This is a genomic window from Vibrio aquaticus (genome assembly GCF_003970385.1).
GTDB lineage: Bacteria > Pseudomonadota > Gammaproteobacteria > Enterobacterales > Vibrionaceae > Vibrio > Vibrio aquaticus.
Window position 1 is genome coordinate 640,639 of sequence record NZ_RXZH01000002.1, and the last position, 22,265, is coordinate 662,903.

Sequence of the window (22,265 nt, forward strand, 5' to 3'; positions counted from 1 at the left end):
CCTCCGAAAGAAAAAAGCCCCGTGTAAACGGGGCGTTATTATTTACTGTTTTACCGAATAATTCAATGAATTATCTACTTAGTATAGCGACATCTGGTAATAGCCTTTAACTTCACCATCTATATATTCTCTAAAACAGTCTTTTTGATATGAGTATTCAACAATATAAGTCCCATCTTCTCTTTGCGATAAAATGGTCATTGTCATATCAATCGTACTAGGGCCTTGGAAAGTACCTTGTACATTTCCTTTAAACTCTAATTGACCAATTTCATTAATTCTATAGCCACCCTCTAACTCTACGTTAAACTGATTGAATTCCGCTACTATTTGGTTGCCTACGGCGTGATAAAAACGTCCATAGAAATCATGTACAATACCGTTTTCTAAATCAAACGTGGCTGACTCCTGAACTAAAAGCTCACACTCTTCTGTATTGTTTCTATTCTTATAATTCGTATCCGTGAATGAAACAGTACCACTTAGCATATCTTCAGTGAAAGGGATTATAGTCTCTTTAGTTAAAGGGACATCGTGGTGAGGCGCTTCATCAATAATGTCACCAGCTCTTCCAGTCGGGCATGCAAAGCGTTTACCACTGTAGTTACCTGCCGGCCAATAGCGACAAGCAGAAATCCAATTTTCATTTTCATATTGGCTTACCGAACAACCTACTAGCTTTGTTTCTTGCCAAACGACTTGATTAAAGTGACCACAAACCTTGCTGTCTTGACATTCAGATCGACCTTCGGCAGCGTCGTAGACAAGGTTGTTGACCTCATTACTATAGTAAGCATTGATAGTATTTGATATAGATTCTGGACGTTGGCCACCCTTCCATAGATTTTCGCCTTGAACAGGTAATTCGGGGTTTATCTCATTAACGCCACCGTGAGTATTCGCATGGCGCCAATAACCCATTTTCGTAGCTACATCAGCCCAATCCTGTGATTCAATTTCCAAGAATTCATTGTAGTGTAGTGGCTTATTTGAGTAATGATTGCTCCTAAAGCTATTATGCGTATCTACATACTCTTTACGTTCTATATCAGAGAGGCGATGAATATTGTAAGCGCGATAACGAGGAATGAAGGTTTTGTCAAATACACAAATTAAAGCGAAGTTACCTTCCTGTTCACCGCTTTGGTACTCAGACGTTGCACATCCTACTTTGTCAGCTCTGTCAGTGACTAGCTGTGCATAGTTGTAGCATGGTTCATTGTTATCACATGCTGTAATAAAGCGCTTATTAGATTCATCAAATGCGTTAATGTTAAAATTGGCACCTTGCAATTCCCATTCAGCAACCGCTTCTTCTATTGTTGGAACCCCCGAAGTCGATAGATAACGGATTTCCGCTAACTCTTTTTCAGGTTCTAAATAGAAATCATCCATAACAACTGAGCTAAAATCAGAATTTACAAACTCCCCCGACTCAGTTAAAGCATTTGCTCGCAATCTAGCAATTTCATTAAGTTCTTCACTTACTGCCAACTCAGCTCTTTCATGTAGGTTAGTGTAAGCAGAGTATTCTGAAGCTCTGGCTTCGTTAATCGCTGTAATATCCAAACTACCATGCTCAATTTCATCACTGCCATCAGCCCAACGATCTGGGTCATTAGGATATTTATCTTCTACATCGGGAACTTGATCACCATCTGTATCTTCTAGCTTTTGTCCCTTATCATCGACTACGATGCTATCTAAATCTTGGTCACTCAAGCTTGGGTCTTCTAAAACCTCTTTGATTTTGGCAATACTAGCATTATTAGTATTTGTTAACTCGGAACTATCTGGGGTATCTAGCTGTTCTTTTAGCTCTAAAGGAGATTTAGGGATAACATCGGCGTTAATTAGATTACGAGCGACAAAGGCAACATCTTTATTCCTTCTAGAGATAAAGTCACCCATAACGTCTTGGCTTTTTACCCCAAGCATACTTGCAACTTCCGTAACAGCATCTTCTTCCGATTTTCCCATTTCCATCTGTGTGGAAACTAGTGTACTCAGCGGGGTGATCTCTCTATAGCCAGGAGGAGCTGTTAAGGAAAATGATTTTTTTAATAACCCAGAGTCAGCGTCACGAGTCACACCAGCAATAGCTCTAACCATTACTCGGTAATCTCCTTCTTGGGTTCCCTGATCTAGCTCTAAAGAAACTTTACCACGCCTATCAGTAGTACCTAATGGCTCTCCGTCATCTGCAATACCATTATCATTGAAATCTAAGAAAACTTCCGCATTACTTAAGTAACCATCAATAGCAGTAAATTCTACAACCTGACTATCTTCTTGGATCGAATCATTACAACCATATAAGCTTATGATACCCATCGTAATTAGAGATAGTTTTTTTGCATTCCAACTCTTATTCATTTTGCACTCTCCATGTAACAAGCTGTTTAAGTCAATCTATCAAACAACCCATTAACAGTACAGTGTACCGATAAGATTTAATAAGACATGAGTCACATAGTTTGTTGAATATAAGTAAATGGAGTTTTAATGAAGGCTATAAAAAACCCCCAAGCGCAAACTTGAGGGCTAAATATTCATATCTAGCAGTAAGATATTTAGATAGTAGAAAAGTCTTTAGGGGAACAGTTTAAGTTTAATAACATTAACTCACGCAATGCTACTGAGAATTTAGCAAACTCATGGACTGAACCGACCTTGAATTCGTTAAGAATATTTTCCCAACGATGAAGCGAGGTTTCGTTCGTTTCAATCCACTCATCAAGCGCTTGCATTACATCTAGCTCCTCCGGAGAACAGCCACAGCTTAGGACTTGACCAGTTAGCTGGCGTTGCTGCCAGTCAAGATCTTCACGGAATGCCGCTCTTGCCAATGCTTGCCAGTTGTTATCAACCGCTTGACCGTTGATTTGTTTCAAGAACCAATGCAGTGATAGACGATCGCCTAAGTTGTAGTAAAGCTTAGCGGTTTGCTCAACCGTTTTGCCTTTCTCACGAGACACTGTAGATATATCCAGTACCGAGTATAAGCTAGACAAACGAGCCACATAGTTCGCCACTTCTGCGTTGATACCCTGCTCGATCCAAGCTTGAGCCATGTCGTTATGCTCTTCCACTTCAGAAGGAACAAGCATCTCATCAAGGTTCGCTTTAATCGTATCGACATCTGCTTGATACAGTTTAATCAATTCATTCACTGATTGACGACCGGTACGATTGCGCAGTAGCCAACGAGATAGACGACGAAGTGTGCGGCGTACATAGAAAATCATATCGTACTGCGCATCGGTAGACGCTTCGTTATCTAGAACGCGGATTTCATCCAACACTTTACCTAGGCCAAAGATTTCACGTGTTGCTGCATAAGCGTTAGCAATATCTACAACATTTGCGCCCGTCTCTTCTTGTAGGCGAGTCACAAAGTTACAGCCCATTTCGTTAACCATTTGGTTAGCAAGAGCCGTCGCAATGATTTCTGCACGCAGTGGATGGTTATCCATTTGCGAAGAATAGTTACGGCGTAACTCAGTTGGGAAGTAGCTAACTAGCTGCTGGGCATGGAAAGCATCTTTTGCGATGTCTTCATGAACCAACTCTTCTTTAAGAACCATCTTACCGTAAGCAACCAGTACTGATAGCTCTGGACGAGTTAGCGCCATGCCCTGCTTTTCACGCTCTAGCAATGTTTCATCATCAGGGATGTACTCTAGCGCGCGATCAAGGTGTCCCGCTTTCTCCATTGTGTGGATAAAACGAATTTGCTCTTTAACTAAAGATAAGCCTTGATGTTCAGTCACCGAGATCGATTCAGACTGACAGTAAGCATCATCTAATACGATTACGCCGACTTCATCTTCCATTGACTCTAAGATCTTGTTGCGCTGCTTAACCGTTAAGTCACCATTCGTCACTAGACCATTTAAGAAGATCTTAATGTTAACTTCGTTATCTGAACAATCCACACCACCGACGTTATCAACAAAATCGGTGTTTACACGACCGCCAGTTAACGCGTATTCGATACGACCCAGCTGAGTCATACCTAAGTTACCACCTTCACCAACAACTTTTGCTTTTAGGTCACGACCATCAATACGTAGAACATCGTTCGCACGGTCACCGACATCTGTGTGAGTTTCAGTAGACGCTTTCACGTAAGTACCGATACCACCATTCCATAGAAGATCCACTTGCATTGAAAGGATCATCTTAATCAGATCGTTTGGTGCCATCGATGCTTTCTTAGTACCAAGCATCTTCTGAATTTCAGGTGTTAGCGCAATTGACTTCGCACGACGAGAGAAAATGCCGCCGCCCTTTGAAATGAGCTCAGCGTTGTAATCTTCCCAGCTTGAACGAGGCAGATTGAATAATCGGTTGCGCTCTTCCCAGCTTGAAGCCGACTCTGGATTTGGATCGATGAAGATATGCATGTGGTTAAACGCAGCTTGTAGGCGGATATGCTTAGAAAGCAGCATACCATTACCAAATACGTCACCGGCCATATCACCGACACCAATTGCAGTGAAATCGGTTGTTTGACAGTTGATGCCCATTTCACGGAAGTGGCGTTTCACCGACTCCCAACCGCCTTTTGCGGTGATACCCATCGCTTTGTGGTCGTAACCATTCGAGCCACCAGATGCAAACGCATCACCTAGCCAGAAGTTGTACTCTTCAGAAACAGAGTTCGCCAAATCAGAGAACGTTGCTGTGCCTTTATCGGCAGCAACAACCAAATATGGGTCATCTTCATCGTGGCGAACCACACTCTTAGGATGGGCCACTTCACCTTCGATGATGTTATCTGATACGTCTAACAACGCTCGGATAAAGCGTTTGTAACAGCGTTGACCTTCAGCAAAGATCTCATCTCGGCCGCTTAAAGTATGTTGACGTTTACAAACGAAACCACCTTTCGCACCGACCGGGACAATTACTGTATTCTTAACTTGTTGCGCTTTGACTAGGCCAAGGATCTCTGTACGGAAATCTTCTTGACGATCTGACCAACGAAGACCACCGCGGGCAACCTTGCCACCACGTAGGTGCACACCTTCAATATCTGGTGCGTATACAAAGATTTCAAATGCAGGAACCGGTTGAGGGATCTCTGGGATATCGCTTGGTTTCATTTTTAGCGATAACCAAGGCTTGAACTGCTTGTTGTCATCCAACTGGTAATAGTTAGTGCGAAGCGTTGCCGTGATCATTTCCATGTAGCGGCGAATAATACGGTCATCATCCAAGCTTTCTACATGATCCAATTGCTCTGTGATCTGAGTGATAAGATCATTCTGACCTTTCTGGCTACCTTTAAATTTCGGTTCGAAACGTTTAGCAAACAGATCCACCAGCCCTTTTGCAAGATCTGGATAGTGGCTTAATGTCTCTTCGATATAGTGCTGACTGAATGGGAAACCAACCTGACGCATGTAGCGCGCGTAAGCACGTAGGATTGAAATCTCACGACCTGTCAGTGACGCACCAAGAACAAGACGGTTAAAGCCGTCGCTCTCTAGTTCGCCAGCCCAAATAGATGCGAATGCTTGTTGGAATCGATCACGCGCTTCACGTAGATCAACTGTCTTCTCACTCTTATGCAGCATTGAGAAATCGAGGATCCAATATACCTGCCCGTTGGCTTTACGAACTTCGTAAGGTGATTCACCAATCACACGAAGGCCTAAGTTCTCCAGCATTGGCATCACATCAGACAAGTGAATAGGCTCATCACGGTGGTAAAGTTTAAGCTTCACCGCTTTTGAATCTGACCCTAGCTCTTGTGGACGGTAGAACAGCATGCCCAGTTTGTTGTCGTCACTTAAGTTTTCTAGACGCTCAATATCCGCAACTGCAGATCCTGGCATGACATCTTCTTTGTAAGAACGTGGGAATGCGCGTAGGTAATCTTTTGCTAAAGGTAGACCTTTACTTTCACCAAAGTTTGCCACGATCGCTTCTGATAAACGATCATCCCAAGTTGAAGATGCTTCCATTAAGTTTTGCTCAATCGTTTTAACGTCTACATCCATGTTGTTGTTATCAACACGAACGATATAGTGAGTGCGCGCCAGAGGGCTTTCTGAGAAATACGTCGTAAATTCGACTTCTTGTTCACAGCCAAAGTACTGTTTCAAGATTCGTTGCGTTTGGCGACGAAGTTCCGTGTTGTAACGATCTTTGGTTACGTAGACCATGCAGCTAAAGAAACGGCCAAACGGGTCTTTGCGAACGAACAAGCGTAGCAAGTCGCGATCTTGCATCTGTACCACGCCCATGCCCACTTCAAGCAGTTCTTCTTCTTTCGCTTGTAGCAACTCATCACGTGGGTAGTTTTCTAGAATATTGTGCAGGGCTTTGTATGAGTATGAACCTTCACGGTAGCGGCTCGAATCTAGAATACGCTCAACTTTCTCACGAATCAGTGGAATACCCGCCACACTCTGGTTGTACACAGCTGAGGTATAAAGACCAGTAAAGCGGTGTTCACCAATCACTTTACCGTTCTTATCGAATTTCTTGATGCCAATGTAATCGGTATAGGCTGGACGGTGAATACGTGACGCGCGGTTGCCTTTCGTGACGATCAGCAGGAATGGCTTTTTCGCTTCCAATCGAGCTGAATCAGGAAAATCGGAAAGCTTCACGGTACGAACACGCTCACGATTAGCAAATAGTCCTAGGCCCTTGTCTGCTGTTGGGCGAAGCTCTGTATCGCCGTCAACGGATACGAGGTCGTATTCTTTGTACCCCATGAAGGTAAAGTTGTGTTTGCCCAACCAACGCAAGAACTGAATTGATTCGTCATAACGATCGCGTTGGATGTCAATGTGACCTTGTTGCGCTTCAACTTCTCCGGTTACTTGCTCTAGTTTTTCAACCATTAGTAACCAGTCTTGAACCACTAAACCGGTATCGTTCAGAATGCTGAGTAACTCGCCTTTAAGCGAAGCCATCTCTTCTTTATCACTCAGGCGGTCTACCTCAATATGAAACAATGACTGCAGTGCGCCATCGCCTTCATTGATATTGGTGATCTCACCTTTGTCTGTGCGTGCGATTTGAGTCGGTCCATGTAACATTAAATGCGACGACAGATCCAAACGGCTTAAGGCCATTTTTACTGAGTCGACTAAGAATGGACCGTCTGGAACCACGATTTCAACGATCGTGTGCGTTGACTGCCAGCCTTGACGGCTAACGGTTGGATTAAAAACTCGAACAGAAATATCGTCGGCTTTTTTCTCATTAATATGGTGCCAAAGAGAAACGACAGCGCCATAAAGATCAGATTCGTTACGTTCGACTAAATCGTCTTGAGAGATGTTGCTAAACAGGTGTTGAGCAAGTTGGGTGACTAAAGGTTGATGAGCAAGCTCGAGTTTGTCTTGAATAAGCTTATAAACTTTTTCAAGAAGAACCGGCATCAGTGTTTCACGCGCGGTCATAATCACACTCCACAATTAGAATTGTATGTATTTTTTGAGGGTTTTAGTAAGCATAGTGCTTAACACGGGTAATGCCGCTTTATTGTAAAAGCTTTATTGATAAATGGTTAATTGTTTTGGGAGTGGTAGGAGGTGAAATGTTCGAGAATGTGATTAAGGCACTGTTTAAAGTTCTATAAAATCAGTTGCTCACAGAAGTTCTAACTTCACAAACTTGTTATTTTGGTCAGTTGTTAATCTAAAGCGCCCTTTCAGCCCTATTTGACTAAGAAAAGGACGAAATCGAGAAGCGGGAAGTTGAAGCCTTAAACCTTGTTCTGTGACCACCAGAATATTGCTCGCAGCACCATTATAGTGGGCAAGAAAACTCTGATATGAAACGTTAAGTGAAAAGTAATAGCTGTTCATGTGATTAAAAAAGTAACGATTTTTCCGACAATCAATAAATACTGTATAAATAAACAGTAGCACGTAAATGTGCTACTGTTTTGACCAAAATGATTAAGATTCTAGCGCTTTGGTCACCTTCTCAAACAGATCTTTCGCTAGGTTATCCATTGTTTTAAGAGACTCTAACTCTGTTTTGATCAGTGCTTGACGCCCTTCATCGTACTTACGGAATTTAAGCAATGGGTCAATCAAACGAGAGGCCACTTGCGGGTTACTGCTGTTCAGTTCGCGTAAGATTTCGCCGGCAAACTTGTAGCCTTCACCTGACTTAGCATGGAATCGTACTGGGTTCATGTTGAGGAATGAACCGACCAAACTGCGCGTACGGTTTGGGTTCTTCAAACTGAACGCTTCGTGGCTCATTGTCTGTTTAATCACATCCAGTACATTTTCTGCCGGGTTAGTGCCTTGCAGTGCAAACCATTTATCCATCACCAAGCCGTCATGTTTCCACTTGTCACTGTAGTCTTGCATCAGTGACTCACGACATGCCAACTGAGCACTGTTTGCTGCACTCATCGCTGCAATGGTGTCCGTCATGTTGTTCGCATCAGCGTATTGCGCTTTTGCCAGCGCATTACCTTGTTCAGTGTAAGCCAGGAAGCTCAGTGCGGTGTTACGTAAAGAGCGCTGGCCAATCGCAACATGTTCGATTGAGTAATCTGCTTGTTTTGAACTGTGGTAAATCGCACTCAGTTCATCACTTAGCTCAGTGGCTAAAATCACCTTCGTCGCTTTGAGTACTTTCGACACTGCATCCACGTCCACTTGTTTGTACCAACCTGCCACTTCATTAAAGCTTGGTAGTGAAAGTACTTCCGCAATGAATGCCGGCTCTAACTCTTTTGAAAGCAGTACGCCACGGAAAGCGTCCACGACGGCACCAGAAAGCTCTACTTCTTGACCTTTCTGAACCTTCTCAACGTTTGAACGAATGTATTTAGCCAATAGCATTTGGCCTGCATCCCAACGAGCAAATTCGTTACGAGCGTGAACCATTAAGAATGTTAGCTCATCATCGCTGTAATCGTACTCCAGTTTCACTGGTGCAGAGAATTCACGCAGTAATGATGGAATTGGTTGCTCGCTAACGTTTTCAAAAACAAATGTCTGCTTCGAATCAGTCACATTCAGTACGTTGTGAATCGCCCTTCCGTTACAATGTAACTCAATAACACTGCCATCTTGCGCGTACAGTTCAACGTCAAAAGGAATGTGTAAAGGTTGCTTGTCTGCTTGGTCTTGCGTCGCATCCGTCTTCTGTTCTACTGTCAGCGCATACGTCTTATTGTCTGCGTTGTATTCACTCGAGACTTTGACTGTCGGTGTACCTGATTGGCTGTACCATAAACGGAACTGCTGTAAGTCAACACCGCTTGCGTCTTCCATTGCTGCGACAAAGTCTTCACACGTCGCTGCCGTGCCATCATGACGTTCAAAGTAAAGCTTCATACCTGCTTGGAAACCATCTTCACCCAGTAAGGTGTGCATCATGCGGATCACTTCGCTGCCCTTTTCATACACGGTTAATGTGTAGAAGTTATTCATCTCAATTACCTGTTCTGGGCGAATTGGATGAGACATTGGACTCGCGTCTTCTGCGAACTGAGGACCACGGATGATACGTACGTTGTTAATGCGGTTTACAGCGCGTGAGCCAAGATCCGACGAGAACTCTTGATCGCGGAAAACCGTTAGGCCTTCTTTCAAGCTTAACTGGAACCAGTCACGACATGTCACTCGGTTACCTGTCCAGTTATGGAAATATTCATGGCCGATTACCGCTTCAATACCAAGGTAATCTGTGTCCGTTGCCGTCTTCTCATTCGCTAAGACAAACTTAGAGTTGAAGACATTAAGACCTTTGTTTTCCATTGCCCCCATGTTGAAAAAATCAACCGCAACGATCATGTAGATGTCGAGGTCGTACTCTAGGCCAAATCGTTCTTCATCCCACTTCATCGAGTTAATGAGCGATGTCATTGCGTGAGGAGCGCGGTCAAGGTTGCCTTTATCAACAAAGATTTCTAGTTCTACGTTACGCCCGGATTGCGTGACGAACTTATCTCGTAGTACATCAAAGTCACCGGCAACAAGTGCGAATAAATAAGCGGGTTTCGGGTGAGGGTCTTGCCATTGAACCCAATGACGACCGCCATCAAGATCACCTTGATCGACGCGGTTACCGTTACTCAATAGATAGGGGTATTCTGCTTTATCCGCGATCACTTTCGTGGTGTATTTCGCCAAAACGTCGGGGCGATCCATGTAATAAGTAATACGGCGGAACCCTTCAGCTTCACATTGAGTACAGAATGCACCACCCGATTTATACAAGCCTTCCAAAGCCGTGTTGGCTTCTGGATTGATCAGTGTTGTGATCGACAGTTCGAACTGCTCAGGTAGCTGGTGGATTTCTAAACCACCTTCAACAGTGTTGTAATCGGTCCAATCAGTCCCATTGACCTGAATGGATTTAAGTTCTAGATCATCACCTTCTAAATGAAGAGTCGTACTCTCTTTCAGTTGCTTAACTTGAGACGTAGCGATAACCGTTGTGTTGGTATCATAAAGATCAAACGTAAGATCAATATCGCTGATTGAGTGAGATGGTGACTGATAGTCTTTACGGTATTTGGCTTGAGGAGTCTGAGCCATGTCTAAATCCTTCTGACGTATTTCGGAGTTGCAGCGCACTCCAAGATGACTTGGGCATGCTGAGATAAGATTAACGAAAGGTGCAATGACTGCCCTTTATCATTGCGTGTTAGCTTACAACTCTAGATACAAAAAAACGAGGCTCTGCATCGAAATACCTCGTTTTTTGTCTAATGTTGGCGTCAGAGCCAAACTATTTCGCTGAATAATGATTAAAACTCACGCTATATCGCCAATGACCGTTGATCACCGAATACGATTCAACACTGCGTACATCGCTCCTTGCTCCATCTCTAACGTTAAGGTATCACTATTCAAAGTATATTTAGTTTCATGCTCACCGTTTTCATAAAGCAGAACTAAATGCTCACCTTCTGTGTAATAGACCCCTTTATGAACAGCTTCATCTCCATCATCGTTACTCACTCTGAACATAAATACAAAGTCGGGTTGTAAAATAAGGTCGAGTTGATGAACGTCACTGGCTGACACATCGTCTCCGGTTAGGTGGGCACTTGACCACATTCCAGCCAGTGAATTAGACAGCGCTTTGGTAAACACAACACCATTGAGGTTCAAAAGATTATGGTTGGCGGAGTATTCGTAAATTTGAGGTTCAGAGGTATTGAGACCTAGGATTAGCGTATCATCATTGGCCGTATAGAGCCCTTCCCAATGATCGACTGAATAGTCTCTTTTTTGTATATCAATGTTAAAACTATAGTTGGAGTCTAAGGTGAGTTTTATGGCCAAGAAGTTCTCTTGAGACTCTTCAGGGTTCGGATTGACTAAGTACCAATCCCCTAGCAAAAATGGCTGGTCAAATTGTGTTAAGTCGCTATTGTCGCGGCTTGTTTCAGCATAGATAGAGAAACTCAAAATCAGTGATATCAATCCAATCAATCTCATAGCGCACTCCTCACTCTTTTCTTTAAGCTTAGGCACTGGGATTGTATTTGGCGAAAAATTAGATCTAAATCACATAAATTATTGATGAAAAAAAAGCGAGCTATTTAAGCTCGCTTTCTAACCTACTGAAAATCATCACTTAGTCATGTCAACCATGATCGCGACAGACTCGTCGAGATAAGCATCAGGAACTTCGTAGTCCTTTGGTATATCATCCAAAGACTTATACGATTCTTCTCCAGCTGCTTTTTGGCGTTGATTGATACGGGCGAGACGCAAATTATCCGCCTCGTCGCTTTCTGCCTTTCTCGTCTTTTCGTTCAATGACAACGCGTTGTCATCTTTTTCTGCTTTGTATTTTGCAATATCTTCAGCAATAAAACGGAATTCAAGATCTTTGGCAATACGAACTTGGTGCTTAGCCGTTAACTTACCAATCAATACTTCGTTACGCTGTAACACTTCGTATTTGGCTTTGTCAATGCTGTCCCAAGGCAGCGCATTATCTTCTACGCTCTCTCCCGTTTCACTCGGATCGATGGCTGTAGGGAATGCAATATCCGGTGCGACACCTTTATTTTGCGTACTCCCACCATCAATACGGTAGAACTTTTGAATCGTGTACTGAACGTACCCCAATTCCTTATCGAAGAGATCGTAAATATGGTTAAGAGAACGGTGCTGTTGCACGGTGCCCTTGCCAAATGAATTTTCGCCTAACACAACCGCTCGACCGTAGTCTTGCATCGCTGCTGCAAAAATTTCCGATGCGGAAGCGCTGTATCGGTTAACCAATACTGTCAAAGGACCTTGATAGCTAATGTTACCATCTGTATCACTGTTCACGTTCACACGGCCGTAGCTATCACGAACTTGCACAACTGGGCCACTGGTAATGAACAGACCAGATAACGCTGTTGCCTCCGTTAAAGCACCACCGCCATTGTTACGCAGGTCAACAATAATACCATCAACGTTTTTCTCTTTTAGTTCAGAGATTAACTTGTCGGTATCCTTAGCTAGCCCAACGTAGAAGCTTGGTACTTCTAACACACCAATCTTCTTACCATCTTTTTCGATGATTTCTGACTTAACCGCTCGGTCTTCTAAACGAATCTTGTCACGTACAATAGTAATGACTTCAGCTTTGGCATCTTTACCTTCAGGCAAGACTTGTAAGTTAACCTTGGTACCTTTTGGTCCTTTGATTAACTGCACGACATCATCTAAACGCCAACCGATAACATCAACGACATCTTCACCTTCTTGGCCAACGCCAATTATGCGGTCACCTTCAGAGAGCTGCTTACTCTTAGAGGCTGGACCACCGGCAACCAATGAACGAATCACGGTGTAGTCATCTGTCATCTGTAATACCGCGCCAATCCCTTCGAGTGATAGATTCATCTCTGTTTGAAATTGGTCAGCGCTGCGTGGAGACAAGTAGCTAGTGTGAGGATCCACTTCACGCGCAAATGCATTCATATATAACTGAAACGCATCTTCATTATGAGTTTGGCTAAGACGCTTAAGTGCATTGTTATAACGCTTACCTAAGACCTCTTTTATCTCATCCCACTCTTTCCCCGTCAGCTTAAGGTTTAATGCGTCGTATTTAACACGCTTGCGCCAAAGCTCATCGAGTTCTGCGGTGTCTTTAGGCCAAGCTGCCTCGCTTCGGTCGAGTTCAATCGTTTCATCACTGTCGAAATACATCTCTGTATCTAGCAGTTTCAAGGCATGTTGAAAGCGCTCATAACGGCGTTTAATAGAGAGATTGTAGACATCGAAGGCAATCTGGTTGTCGCCAGATTTTAATTGATCATCAACATTGTTCGCCCATTTGTTGAGCGCATCAATATCAGATTGCGTGAAGATATTACGATTGTAATCGAGCATTTCGACATAGCGTTCGAAAATTGCTTGAGAGAACTGATCGTTTAGTGAGAAGTGTTTGTAATGAGAACGGGTAAAACGAGATGTGACACGTTTGCTGGCTGTCTCATGTTGCGCTTCAGGAACAAGGACGGGTAAGTCCTCGAGAGTGATATTTGCTTCGAGAGCATGAGCTGAAGAAGCTGCTAGCACTAGGCTAGCAGCAATCAGCGACAATTTTGAACGGCATTTCATGCGTAGGAGTATCTCCTTTATGCGCGTAGATGCTCCGCTTTCACAACCATTTGTAGGCCGTTAGTCAGCTGAACACGCACATCTTCCTTATTGATTTCAACGATAGTCGCAGCCATGTTTCCTTTGCCCATATTTACGTTCACTTGATTACCGACGGTTACTTCGTCAGCGTTCAAAGCGCGCGTTTCTACTGGCTTGCTGGCCTTTTGTACTTTGTTTTGCTGTTGTGGGCGACGGCCTTGTGGCTTCTTCGCTGCTGGCTTAGCTTTCGCCTTGCCTTCTTCACGTGCTTTTTGTGCTTGCTCTTTACGGCGAGCTTGCACTTTAGCTTTGCTCTCAGCTAGTGCTGTTTTAGCGTGTTCAACGTGCTCTTCATCAAGCTCACCTGCTGGGTTGCCATCAAGATCCACACGTACCGCACCCGGTTTAACACCGTGAAGGTAACGCCATGATGAAGTGTATTGTCTTAACGCTGCACGAAGTTGAGTTTTACTTACTTTCGGGTCGTCCGATAGACGCTCCGCAAGATCTTGAAAAATACCAATTTTAAGTGGCTTTGCTTCACCTTCTAAAGTAAAGCACTTAGGGAAACATTCAGCAATATATGCGATAACTTCTTTGCTGTTTTTTAACTTTTCAGTGTTTTCCATGAGGATTCCTGGTTATTGCGGTCTGTCCGCGAGCATTAAGAATTAAATATTTGAGGTATTATAGTGACCTGCAAGCGAAAAACCACACTGAATAATCAATTTATGCCTTGATAGCGTGTGAATTAAGCAGCTTTTCTACTTCACACATCAAAAATGTCAGTCCTTCCTGATCAATTTCGCTAAATCGACCCACATTTGGGCTGTCGATATCAAGAACGCCCGCAATTTCACCATTGATTGAAAATGGAATCACTATCTCAGAGTTACTCGCTGCATCACATGCGATATGCCCTTCAAACTCATGGACGTCATGGACACGCTGTACTTGATTCTCAGCAACCGCAGTGCCGCACACCCCCTTCCCAACCGGAATTCGTACGCAAGCAGGTTTGCCTTGGAATGGACCTAAGACTAATTCACCTTCTTTCATCAAGTAAAAACCAACCCAGTTGAGTTGCTCTAACTCCATATTAAGCAACGCACTAATGTTCGACAGATTAGCGATAAGATCAGATTCAGACTCAATAAGTGCCACAGCTTGCTTGGTTAAGCGGTGATAATGTTCTATTTTCATAAGGTTAAACGTCCTACTATTCCATTTGAAAACTAGAGACTTCTACCATGAATCTGCGTACAATCGCCGCAAACCATAAATAGTAAGCATTCTCATTATAATGATTGATAATCCCAACACTATTAGCCGTTCTTGGTTGATAACACAAGTAAAAAAGCACAAAGCAAAACTTGTGTTTGCGAATCTTATTGCAGTGCTCGCCACGTTAATTAGCGTTCCTATCCCACTACTTATGCCTTTAATGGTTGACGAGGTCTTACTCAATCAGCCAGGTTCCGGCTTAGCCGCGATGGATAAGCTCTTACCGAATACTTGGCAAACCCCTACCGGTTATATCGCATTGACACTGGTGTTAGTCATTATTATGCGCAGTGCGAGCCAAGCTTTAAGTATTGTTCAAAGTAGGCAGTTTACTCTCGTCTCTAAAACCATTACCTACCAAATGCGAAGTAAGATGATTGATAAACTGGGTCGCATCAGTATTCGTCAATACGAAACACGCGGAAGTGGCGGCATCAACGCGCACCTTATTACTGATATAGAGACCATCGACCAATTCATTGGTTCAACGCTCAGCAAATTTATCATTAGCTTGCTTACCGTGATTGGTACCGCTGGTGTTTTACTTTGGCTGGATTGGCGCTTGGGTCTTTTCATCCTCTTAGTCAATCCGATTGTCATTTACTTCTCTCGTAAACTTGGCAGCAAAGTGAAACACCTTAAGAAACGCGAAAATCAATCGTTCGAGCGTTTCCAAAACCGTCTGGTTGAAACGTTGGACGGCATTTATCAACTTCGAGCGGCCAATAGAGAACGGGAGTTTCTTAGTGAATTGAAAGAGCAAGCCGATCAAATCCGCCAAGACGCAGACAAATACGCTTGGCAATCGGAAGCCGCTGGACGTGTCTCTTTCCTTCTATTTCTATTAGGCTTCGAGTTATTCCGCGCTGTGGCAATGCTGATGGTGCTCTTTAGTGACCTTACCATTGGACAAATCTTTGCTGTATTCGGTTACTTATGGTTTATGTTGTCGCCTGTGCAAGAGCTCTTAGGCATCCAGTTTTCTTGGTACAGCGCAAAAGCGGCATTAAAGCGCATCAATGCTCTATTGGATCTTGAAGAAGAGCAGCGACCAATCAGTAAGGTCAACCCGTTTACCGACGATCGTGAGGTGGAGATACAAATCCAAGACGTTAACTTTGCATATAATCAAGAGTCTAACGTATTGTCAGACTTAAACCTTTCGATTCCTGCAGGGAAAAAAGTAGCGCTTGTTGGGGCCAGTGGTGGCGGAAAATCGACCCTGATTCAACTTCTTATTGGCGTCTATCGTCAAGATTCAGGACTCATCAGGTTTAATGGCCACACCACCGAAGATATCAGTTTCGAGATAATTCGTGAACAAATTGCCGTGGTATTACAACAACCTATACTCTTTAATGACACTTTAAGGCATAATCTGACACTGGGTTCAGATTATGATGACTTGCAGCTTTGGCGCGCGCTAGAAATTGCGCAGATGCAAGACGTAATCAACCAATTAAGCGATGGACTTGAGACTCAAATCGGACGCAGTGGCATTCGATTATCCGGTGGTCAAAGGCAACGTCTCGCCATTGCGAGAATGGTGCTGAGCGACCCTAAGTTTGTTATCCTCGACGAAGCCACATCGGCACTTGATACTGCGACAGAAGCGGCGTTACACAAAGCGCTCACCGAGTTTTTAAAAGGTCGCACAACATTGATCGTTGCCCATCGGCTGTCAGCCGTTAAACAAGCTGATCTAATCTATGTTCTTGAAGATGGACAAGTAACGCAAGCGGGTACGCATGGAGAGTTGGTTGAACAACAAGGCTTATATCAAACTTTATATGGCAGCGTGCAGTCCCACGTGTAAAGTTCCTCATGCACAGCAACTAGGAGGGTGGCGATGAGCTCCCCTTCTAAGCTTCATCCGCATAATACTGAACTCACTTCAGTTCGCCTTTGCCATGGCTGTGAGTTACCCGTCGACCTCACCCCAGTAGCCCAAGGGAAAAGCGCCTATTGCCCGCGCTGTAATACCCATCTTTACCGTGGAGGTTCACCTTCTCTTTCTGGTAACTTAGCCGTCGCTATAGCTTGTCTATTGCTTTTTATTCCTTCCCACTTTTTTGACTTCATCAGCATTCGCTTGTTTGGCGTCATGATTCCAGCAACGTTACCCTCTGGCGTCTTTACGTTGTTTGGTGAAGGTTTTGTCCTGCTCTCGGCGCTAATTATATTCTGCAGTTCAATCGCGCCCTTACTGGTTTGTGGTTCCGTTGTCACGGCTCATATCGCGCTTAGGTTCCGATCGTTCTCTCTTTTAAAGTATTCTCTCGCAACCATCTCTCATCTAAAACCTTGGGTGATGATTGACGTATTTTTAGTCAGTATCGCCATTTCTTGTTTCAAGCTTCAGGACTATTCAGACATCTATGTAGGGCCTGGGTTAATTGGGCTGATTCTTCTGCAAGTCGCCACCATCTTATTGGTGACCCGATTCAGTGTTCGCCGTTATTGGGAAGCTTACACTCCAGAAGACAGTCTATCTCTTGGCGAGAAAACGCTACACTGTCACAAGTGTCATCTCTCACAGCCTGAAGGCGATACGTGTGTGCGCTGTGAAAACCCAATTCATCACCGTAAGCCTTATGCAATTCAAAAAACCTGGGCTTATTTGATTGCGGCGAGCGTCGCTATCTTTCCAGCAAATCTTATCCCGATCTCGATTCTGTTAACGAACGGTAAGCGATTGGAAGATACTATCTTCTCTGGAGTGGCTTCGTTGGTAAACAGCGGAATGACAGGCATTGCTATCATTATCTTTGTCGCAAGTATTGTCGTTCCCGTGGCCAAGATTCTAGGGCTTTCCTATCTGTTGTTAGCTATCCAGTTTAAACGTAAGATTTACCACAAGCACAGAATGTCGATCTACTTTGTCATTAAGTGGATTGGTCGTTGGTCGATGATGGACCTATTTGTTATCTCTATCATGATGACCCTCGTAGACAGAGGACAAGTCCTCGATTTTACGCCAGGTTATGGCGCTGTCGCCTTTGGTGTCGTGGTCGTTTTGACCATGTTGGCCGCTGAAAGCATGGACCCAAGGCTTATTTGGGATAACTACCCTGATGATACTGACAAGAAAGAGTCTATAAATGAGTAATTCCTCTTCCACTCAACATTCGTACTCACCGAAGATTAAGCGTAACAAGGGGATCTCTCCTCTTTGGTTATTGCCAATACTCACAATGGCGCTCGCAGGGTGGCTGGTGTTCAAATCGATTCAAGATGCTGGCCAGCGCGTACAAATTTACTTTTCAGACGCTCAAGGTCTTATCGCGGGTCGCACGACTATCCGTTATCAGGGCCTTGAAGTCGGTATGGTTAAAAACATCAGCCTTGCGGAAGATTTGCAAAGTATTTATGTGGACGCTGACATCTACCCTGAAGCGACTAAATTACTGACTAAAGAGGCGCGATTTTGGATGGTCAAGCCTACTGCCAGTCTATCAGGTGTGTCTGGGCTTGATGCTCTTGTCTCTGGTAACTACATTGCGATCTCTCCGGGAAATAACCCCTCCGAACCGGAAACCACGTTTACTGCACTCGAACGTGCGCCATCTGACTTACTTGCGTCGGAAGGGCTTAATATCTCTCTCAAATCACGTGATCTAGGCGGAATTTCAGTGGGATCACAAATTGTTTATCGCAAAATCCCTATCGGTGAGGTGTACAGTTATCAGTTAGACGCTTCGTCTAAAAACGTCATTATTCAAGCCTCGATCCATGACGAGTACCGTCACATCATCACTGACGATAGCCGCTTTTGGAATGTAAGCGGCCTTGGGGCGAGTATTGGGTTTGAAGGTGTTGATGTGCGCTTAGAGAGCTTAAGTGCATTGATTGGAGGTTCTATCGCTGTAGATTCACCGGATGGCGGCGAACCTGTGACCGACAATACACAGTTCAGACTCTACAAAGACTTAAAAACCGCCGGTCGTGGTATCGCTATTTCTATTACACTCCCTGACGATAACAACATCAGTGCCTCTGGTTCACCAATTATGTATCGCGGCATTGAGATTGGCCAAATTACTGACTTACAACTCAGCGAAGGCAGAGAAGATATCGTTGCATCCGCGGCTATTCAACCTGCATTTAGCGATATGCTAACGAGCGGGAGCCACTTTATTCTAGAGGAAGCAAAAGTTTCGCTTTCAGGTGTCGAAAACCTTGCCAACATCGTCAAAGGCAACTTCTTAACTCTCATCCCCGGCGAAGGACAGCGAGCGAGAACCTTTTCTGCAGTTCGTAAGGACGAATTTAAGCGCCAACAAGCGCGTTCGGTATCACTTCAACTGATCGCTAACAACTCTTTCGGCTTAGAGAAAGGCGCCAATATTCTCTATCGAGGTATTAGTATTGGTTCGATAACTCAGGTCTCTTTAAAAGACGACGATGTCATTTTTGATACGCTTATTGATAGCGATTATGCCTCTCTGATCAAATCTCAAAACCGTTTCTTCGTCACTGGGAGCGCGAGTGCGGAACTCACAGAATCTGGCCTTAATATTTCTGTTCCTCCAGCAAAACAGCTACTTTCAGGTTCGATCAGCTTTGTCAGCGAAGGTACAAGCTCACCGCTTGATCAGTACCCTCTCTACCCGAGTAAATCTCTGGCTGAGCTGGCAAAATACAACATGTCCGGCTCAACATTACTGACTTTGTTCGCCAACGAACTTCCATCGATAAGTAAAGGAAGTCCCCTACTTTATCGCAACCTACAAGTTGGCAACATTGCTGATTTTCATCTGGTTGATGGTGGCGTAATTATTACCGCGAGTATTGAGAACCAATACAAGCATCTAGTTACAGAACAAACCGTATTCTGGAATCGTTCTGGTGTTGAGGTTGACGCAAGTTTAGCAGGAATCAGTGTTAAAGCAGCGCCGCTTAAATCACTGATCCAAGGTGGTATCGCATTCGATTCATTACCTGGAGTCGACAATAAGCAAAACAATAAGTGGCTACTTTATGATGACTTTAAAACGGCTCGAAAATTCGGCCAAGTCGTGACCTTAACGCTTGAAGGTGATAATGCACTGACAAAAGGAACAGCCATTAACTACAATGGCGTAAAAGTTGGTGAAGTGACATTAGTCGTCCCGAATTTCGATAAGTTAGGTGTTGAAGTCAAAGCGCGCATTTTACCCGAATACAGTGAGACTATCGCTGTTGAAGGATCTTACTTCTGGTTACCAAAAGCAGAGGTTGGCTTACGTGGGGTCAAGAACATTCAAAACTTGATCACTCAGTCTATTAATGTAGAGCCGGGTAACGGTGCGAGTAAGAAGCGCTTCACTATACACCCGACTAAGCGCTCCACGAATGGGGTCGAGTTTACTCTTCAAAGCGAAAGTAGAGGCTCAATTGCGATTGGTACACCAGTATTATTTCGAGATATAGAGGTTGGCCAGGTGACCAGCGTAGCGCTCGGAGAGTTTGCTGACCGTGTGGTTTCTCGCATTGTCATCTTACCTGAGTACGCCTACCTCGTTCGCCAAAATAGTGTGTTTTGGAATACCTCAGGGGTAGATGTCTCGATTGGTTTAGGTGGCGCAAACATCAAAGCAGGCACACTTGATAGCCTAGTTCGCGGGGGGATTACGTTCTCTACGCCAGAACAAAAACAGCTCGAGTCAGTGGCTAAAGATGGCCAAACCTTCTACCTATACACCAAAGCAGAAGACAATTGGAAAACATGGCGAACCGCCATTCCGAAGCCATAAACCAATAAGAAAACGCAGCCTAACCGCTGCGTTTTCTTTATTAATTCGCTATAATCAGCGCCCCTTCATGCCCTTAGAGACAATACCTTGCATTCTAACGTTTACCTTCCAGAAGAATTTCTCGACGAAATGAAAGCGATCTTACCCTCGCACCTTTCCATGGATGATTTTATCGCCGCGTGTCAGCGCCCATTGAGAAAAAGTATTCGCGTCAACACTCTTAAGATTTCTCTCCCTGCATTCTTAGAACGCGCAGAGAGTAAAGGATGGACGTTAGAACCCGTTCCTTGGTGTGAAGAAGGTTTTTGGATTGAGGCAGACGAATCTCAGGTCCCATTAGGCAATACAGCAGAGCACATGACTGGATTATTTTACATTCAAGAAGCAAGCTCTATGATGCCGGTGTCCGCCCTGTTCGACACCGAAGAGTGCGATTACGACAGCGTTCTGGATATGGCGGCTGCGCCTGGTTCTAAGACCACACAAATTGCAGCTAAAATGGAAAACAAAGGCGTTCTTGTTGCCAATGAGTTTTCAGCGAGCCGCGTAAAAGTTTTGCACGCTAACATCGAACGTTGTGGCGTTCGTAATGCTGCATTATCGAATTACGATGGTCGAGTGTTCGGCGGGTGGTTGCCAGAACAATTTGAAGCTGTATTAATCGATGCACCATGTTCAGGCGAAGGTACCGTTCGTAAAGACGCTGACGCCATGAAAAACTGGACAAAAGAATCGGTCATTTCCATTTCTGACACTCAAAAGGATCTCATTGAGAGTGCGTTCCACGCCTTAAAACCGGGCGGTGTTATGGTGTACTCTACTTGTACACTAAGCCTTGAGGAAAACCAACAGGTCTGCCATCACTTGAAAGAGACGTTTGGTGACTTGGTTGAATTTGAAAATCTTTCCAAACTCTTTGATGGTGCAGACAAAGCCACCACCGAAGAAGGCTTCTTGCATATTTTCCCACAAGTCTATGACTGTGAAGGCTTCTTCGTTGCCCGATTACGTAAGTTAGGCTCAGCACCCGCGCCAAAAGTGAAAAAGCGGTTGGGTAAGTTCCCATTTGAAAAAGCCACTAAGAAAGTCGAAATCGAGATTGCCGCACAGCTGAAACAATCCCTTGATATTACCTTACCAACAGACGCCTCTGTGTGGCTGCGTGACAATGACGTTTGGCTATTTCCAAATGCACTTGAGCCAATGTTGGGTGAATTCCGCTTCTCTCGAATGGGCATTAAAATCGCTGAAGCTCATAAAAAAGGTTACCGTTGGCAGCATCAAGTTGCTACTGCATTAGCGCAAGGCGATGAATCTAATTCGGTAGCACTTTCTATTGAAGATGCCCGCGAGTGGTTTATGGGTCGGGATGTTCGCCCCGAGAACCTGTCTGGTCAGGGGGAAGTCATTGTCAAGTTAGGTAACGACGTGATTGGTCTAGGAAAATGGGTCGGTAACCGAGTTAAAAACGGATTACCAAGAGAATTGGTAAGAGATAAAAACCTGTTCTAAACCGTAACACGTTAGTATGAAATGCTAGTAGGGCCTCGAAAACTCAAGATATTGCACTACAATTAAAGATATCGAAACGCAATATCAAACAGTTAGCGCAGGCTCTTGATGAGCCCTTCCCCAGGCCCAGAGCAGGATC

Annotated in this window: 12 protein-coding genes; 4 read left to right on the forward strand and 8 right to left on the reverse strand. The window is 44.2% G+C overall.

All coding sequences use genetic code 11. From position 1 onward, the window contains the following. Positions 1-78 precede the first annotated feature (78 nt). From EJ063_RS08860 to EJ063_RS08895, 8 genes are all read right to left on the reverse strand, one after another. Entirely contained in the window at positions 79-2,376 is a 2,298-nt protein-coding gene (locus EJ063_RS08860; protein ID WP_126573908.1) for a CAP domain-containing protein, read from the reverse strand. Positions 2,377-2,573: 197 nt separating this feature from the next. After that, positions 2,574-7,427, reverse strand: a complete 4,854-nt coding sequence (locus tag EJ063_RS08865) for an NAD-glutamate dehydrogenase (RefSeq protein ID WP_126573909.1) — start codon at positions 7,425-7,427, stop codon at positions 2,574-2,576. 189 nt (positions 7,428-7,616) lie between these two features. Beyond that, the gene (locus EJ063_RS08870) at positions 7,617-7,835 is read right to left on the reverse strand and encodes a DUF2835 domain-containing protein (protein ID WP_126573966.1); all 219 of its coding nucleotides are present in this window, start codon (positions 7,833-7,835) and stop codon (positions 7,617-7,619) included. Between the two features lie 93 nt (positions 7,836-7,928). Continuing rightward, entirely contained in the window at positions 7,929-10,535 is a 2,607-nt protein-coding gene (pepN, locus tag EJ063_RS08875) for an aminopeptidase N (protein ID WP_126573910.1), read from the reverse strand. 246 nt (positions 10,536-10,781) lie between these two features. Beyond that, complete coding sequence (locus EJ063_RS08880) at positions 10,782-11,444, reverse strand: hypothetical protein (protein ID WP_126573911.1); 663 nt, start codon at positions 11,442-11,444, stop codon at positions 10,782-10,784. 135 nt (positions 11,445-11,579) lie between these two features. After that, on the reverse strand, positions 11,580-13,574 hold the full coding sequence (prc, locus tag EJ063_RS08885) for a carboxy terminal-processing peptidase (protein ID WP_126573912.1): 1,995 nt from the start codon (positions 13,572-13,574) through the stop codon (positions 11,580-11,582). Between the two features lie 17 nt (positions 13,575-13,591). Beyond that, the gene (proQ, locus tag EJ063_RS08890) at positions 13,592-14,224 is read right to left on the reverse strand and encodes an RNA chaperone ProQ (RefSeq protein ID WP_126573913.1); all 633 of its coding nucleotides are present in this window, start codon (positions 14,222-14,224) and stop codon (positions 13,592-13,594) included. A gap of 100 nt (positions 14,225-14,324) precedes the next feature. Further along, complete coding sequence (locus tag EJ063_RS08895; protein WP_126573914.1) at positions 14,325-14,798, reverse strand: free L-methionine (R)-S-oxide reductase MsrC; 474 nt, start codon at positions 14,796-14,798, stop codon at positions 14,325-14,327. 100 nt (positions 14,799-14,898) lie between these two features. On the opposite strand from EJ063_RS08895, the gene EJ063_RS08900 reads away from it, so the two are divergent. From EJ063_RS08900 to rsmF, 4 genes are all read left to right on the forward strand, one after another. Next, positions 14,899-16,695 carry an ABC transporter ATP-binding protein gene (locus EJ063_RS08900; RefSeq protein WP_126573915.1) on the forward strand — a complete coding sequence of 599 codons (1,797 nt, stop codon included), beginning with the start codon at positions 14,899-14,901 and terminating at the stop codon, positions 16,693-16,695. Positions 16,696-16,728: 33 nt separating this feature from the next. Further along, a complete protein-coding gene (locus EJ063_RS08905) occupies positions 16,729-17,988 on the forward strand; it encodes a paraquat-inducible protein A (protein ID WP_126573916.1) in 1,260 nt (419 codons plus the stop codon). Beyond that, on the forward strand, positions 17,981-20,614 hold the full coding sequence (locus EJ063_RS08910) for an MlaD family protein (RefSeq protein ID WP_126573917.1): 2,634 nt from the start codon (positions 17,981-17,983) through the stop codon (positions 20,612-20,614). The genes EJ063_RS08905 and EJ063_RS08910 overlap by 8 nt, the downstream gene beginning before the upstream one ends. Positions 20,615-20,701: 87 nt before the next feature. Continuing rightward, on the forward strand, positions 20,702-22,126 hold the full coding sequence (gene rsmF, locus EJ063_RS08915) for a 16S rRNA (cytosine(1407)-C(5))-methyltransferase RsmF (protein WP_126573918.1): 1,425 nt from the start codon (positions 20,702-20,704) through the stop codon (positions 22,124-22,126). The last annotated feature ends 139 nt before the right edge of the window (positions 22,127-22,265 follow it).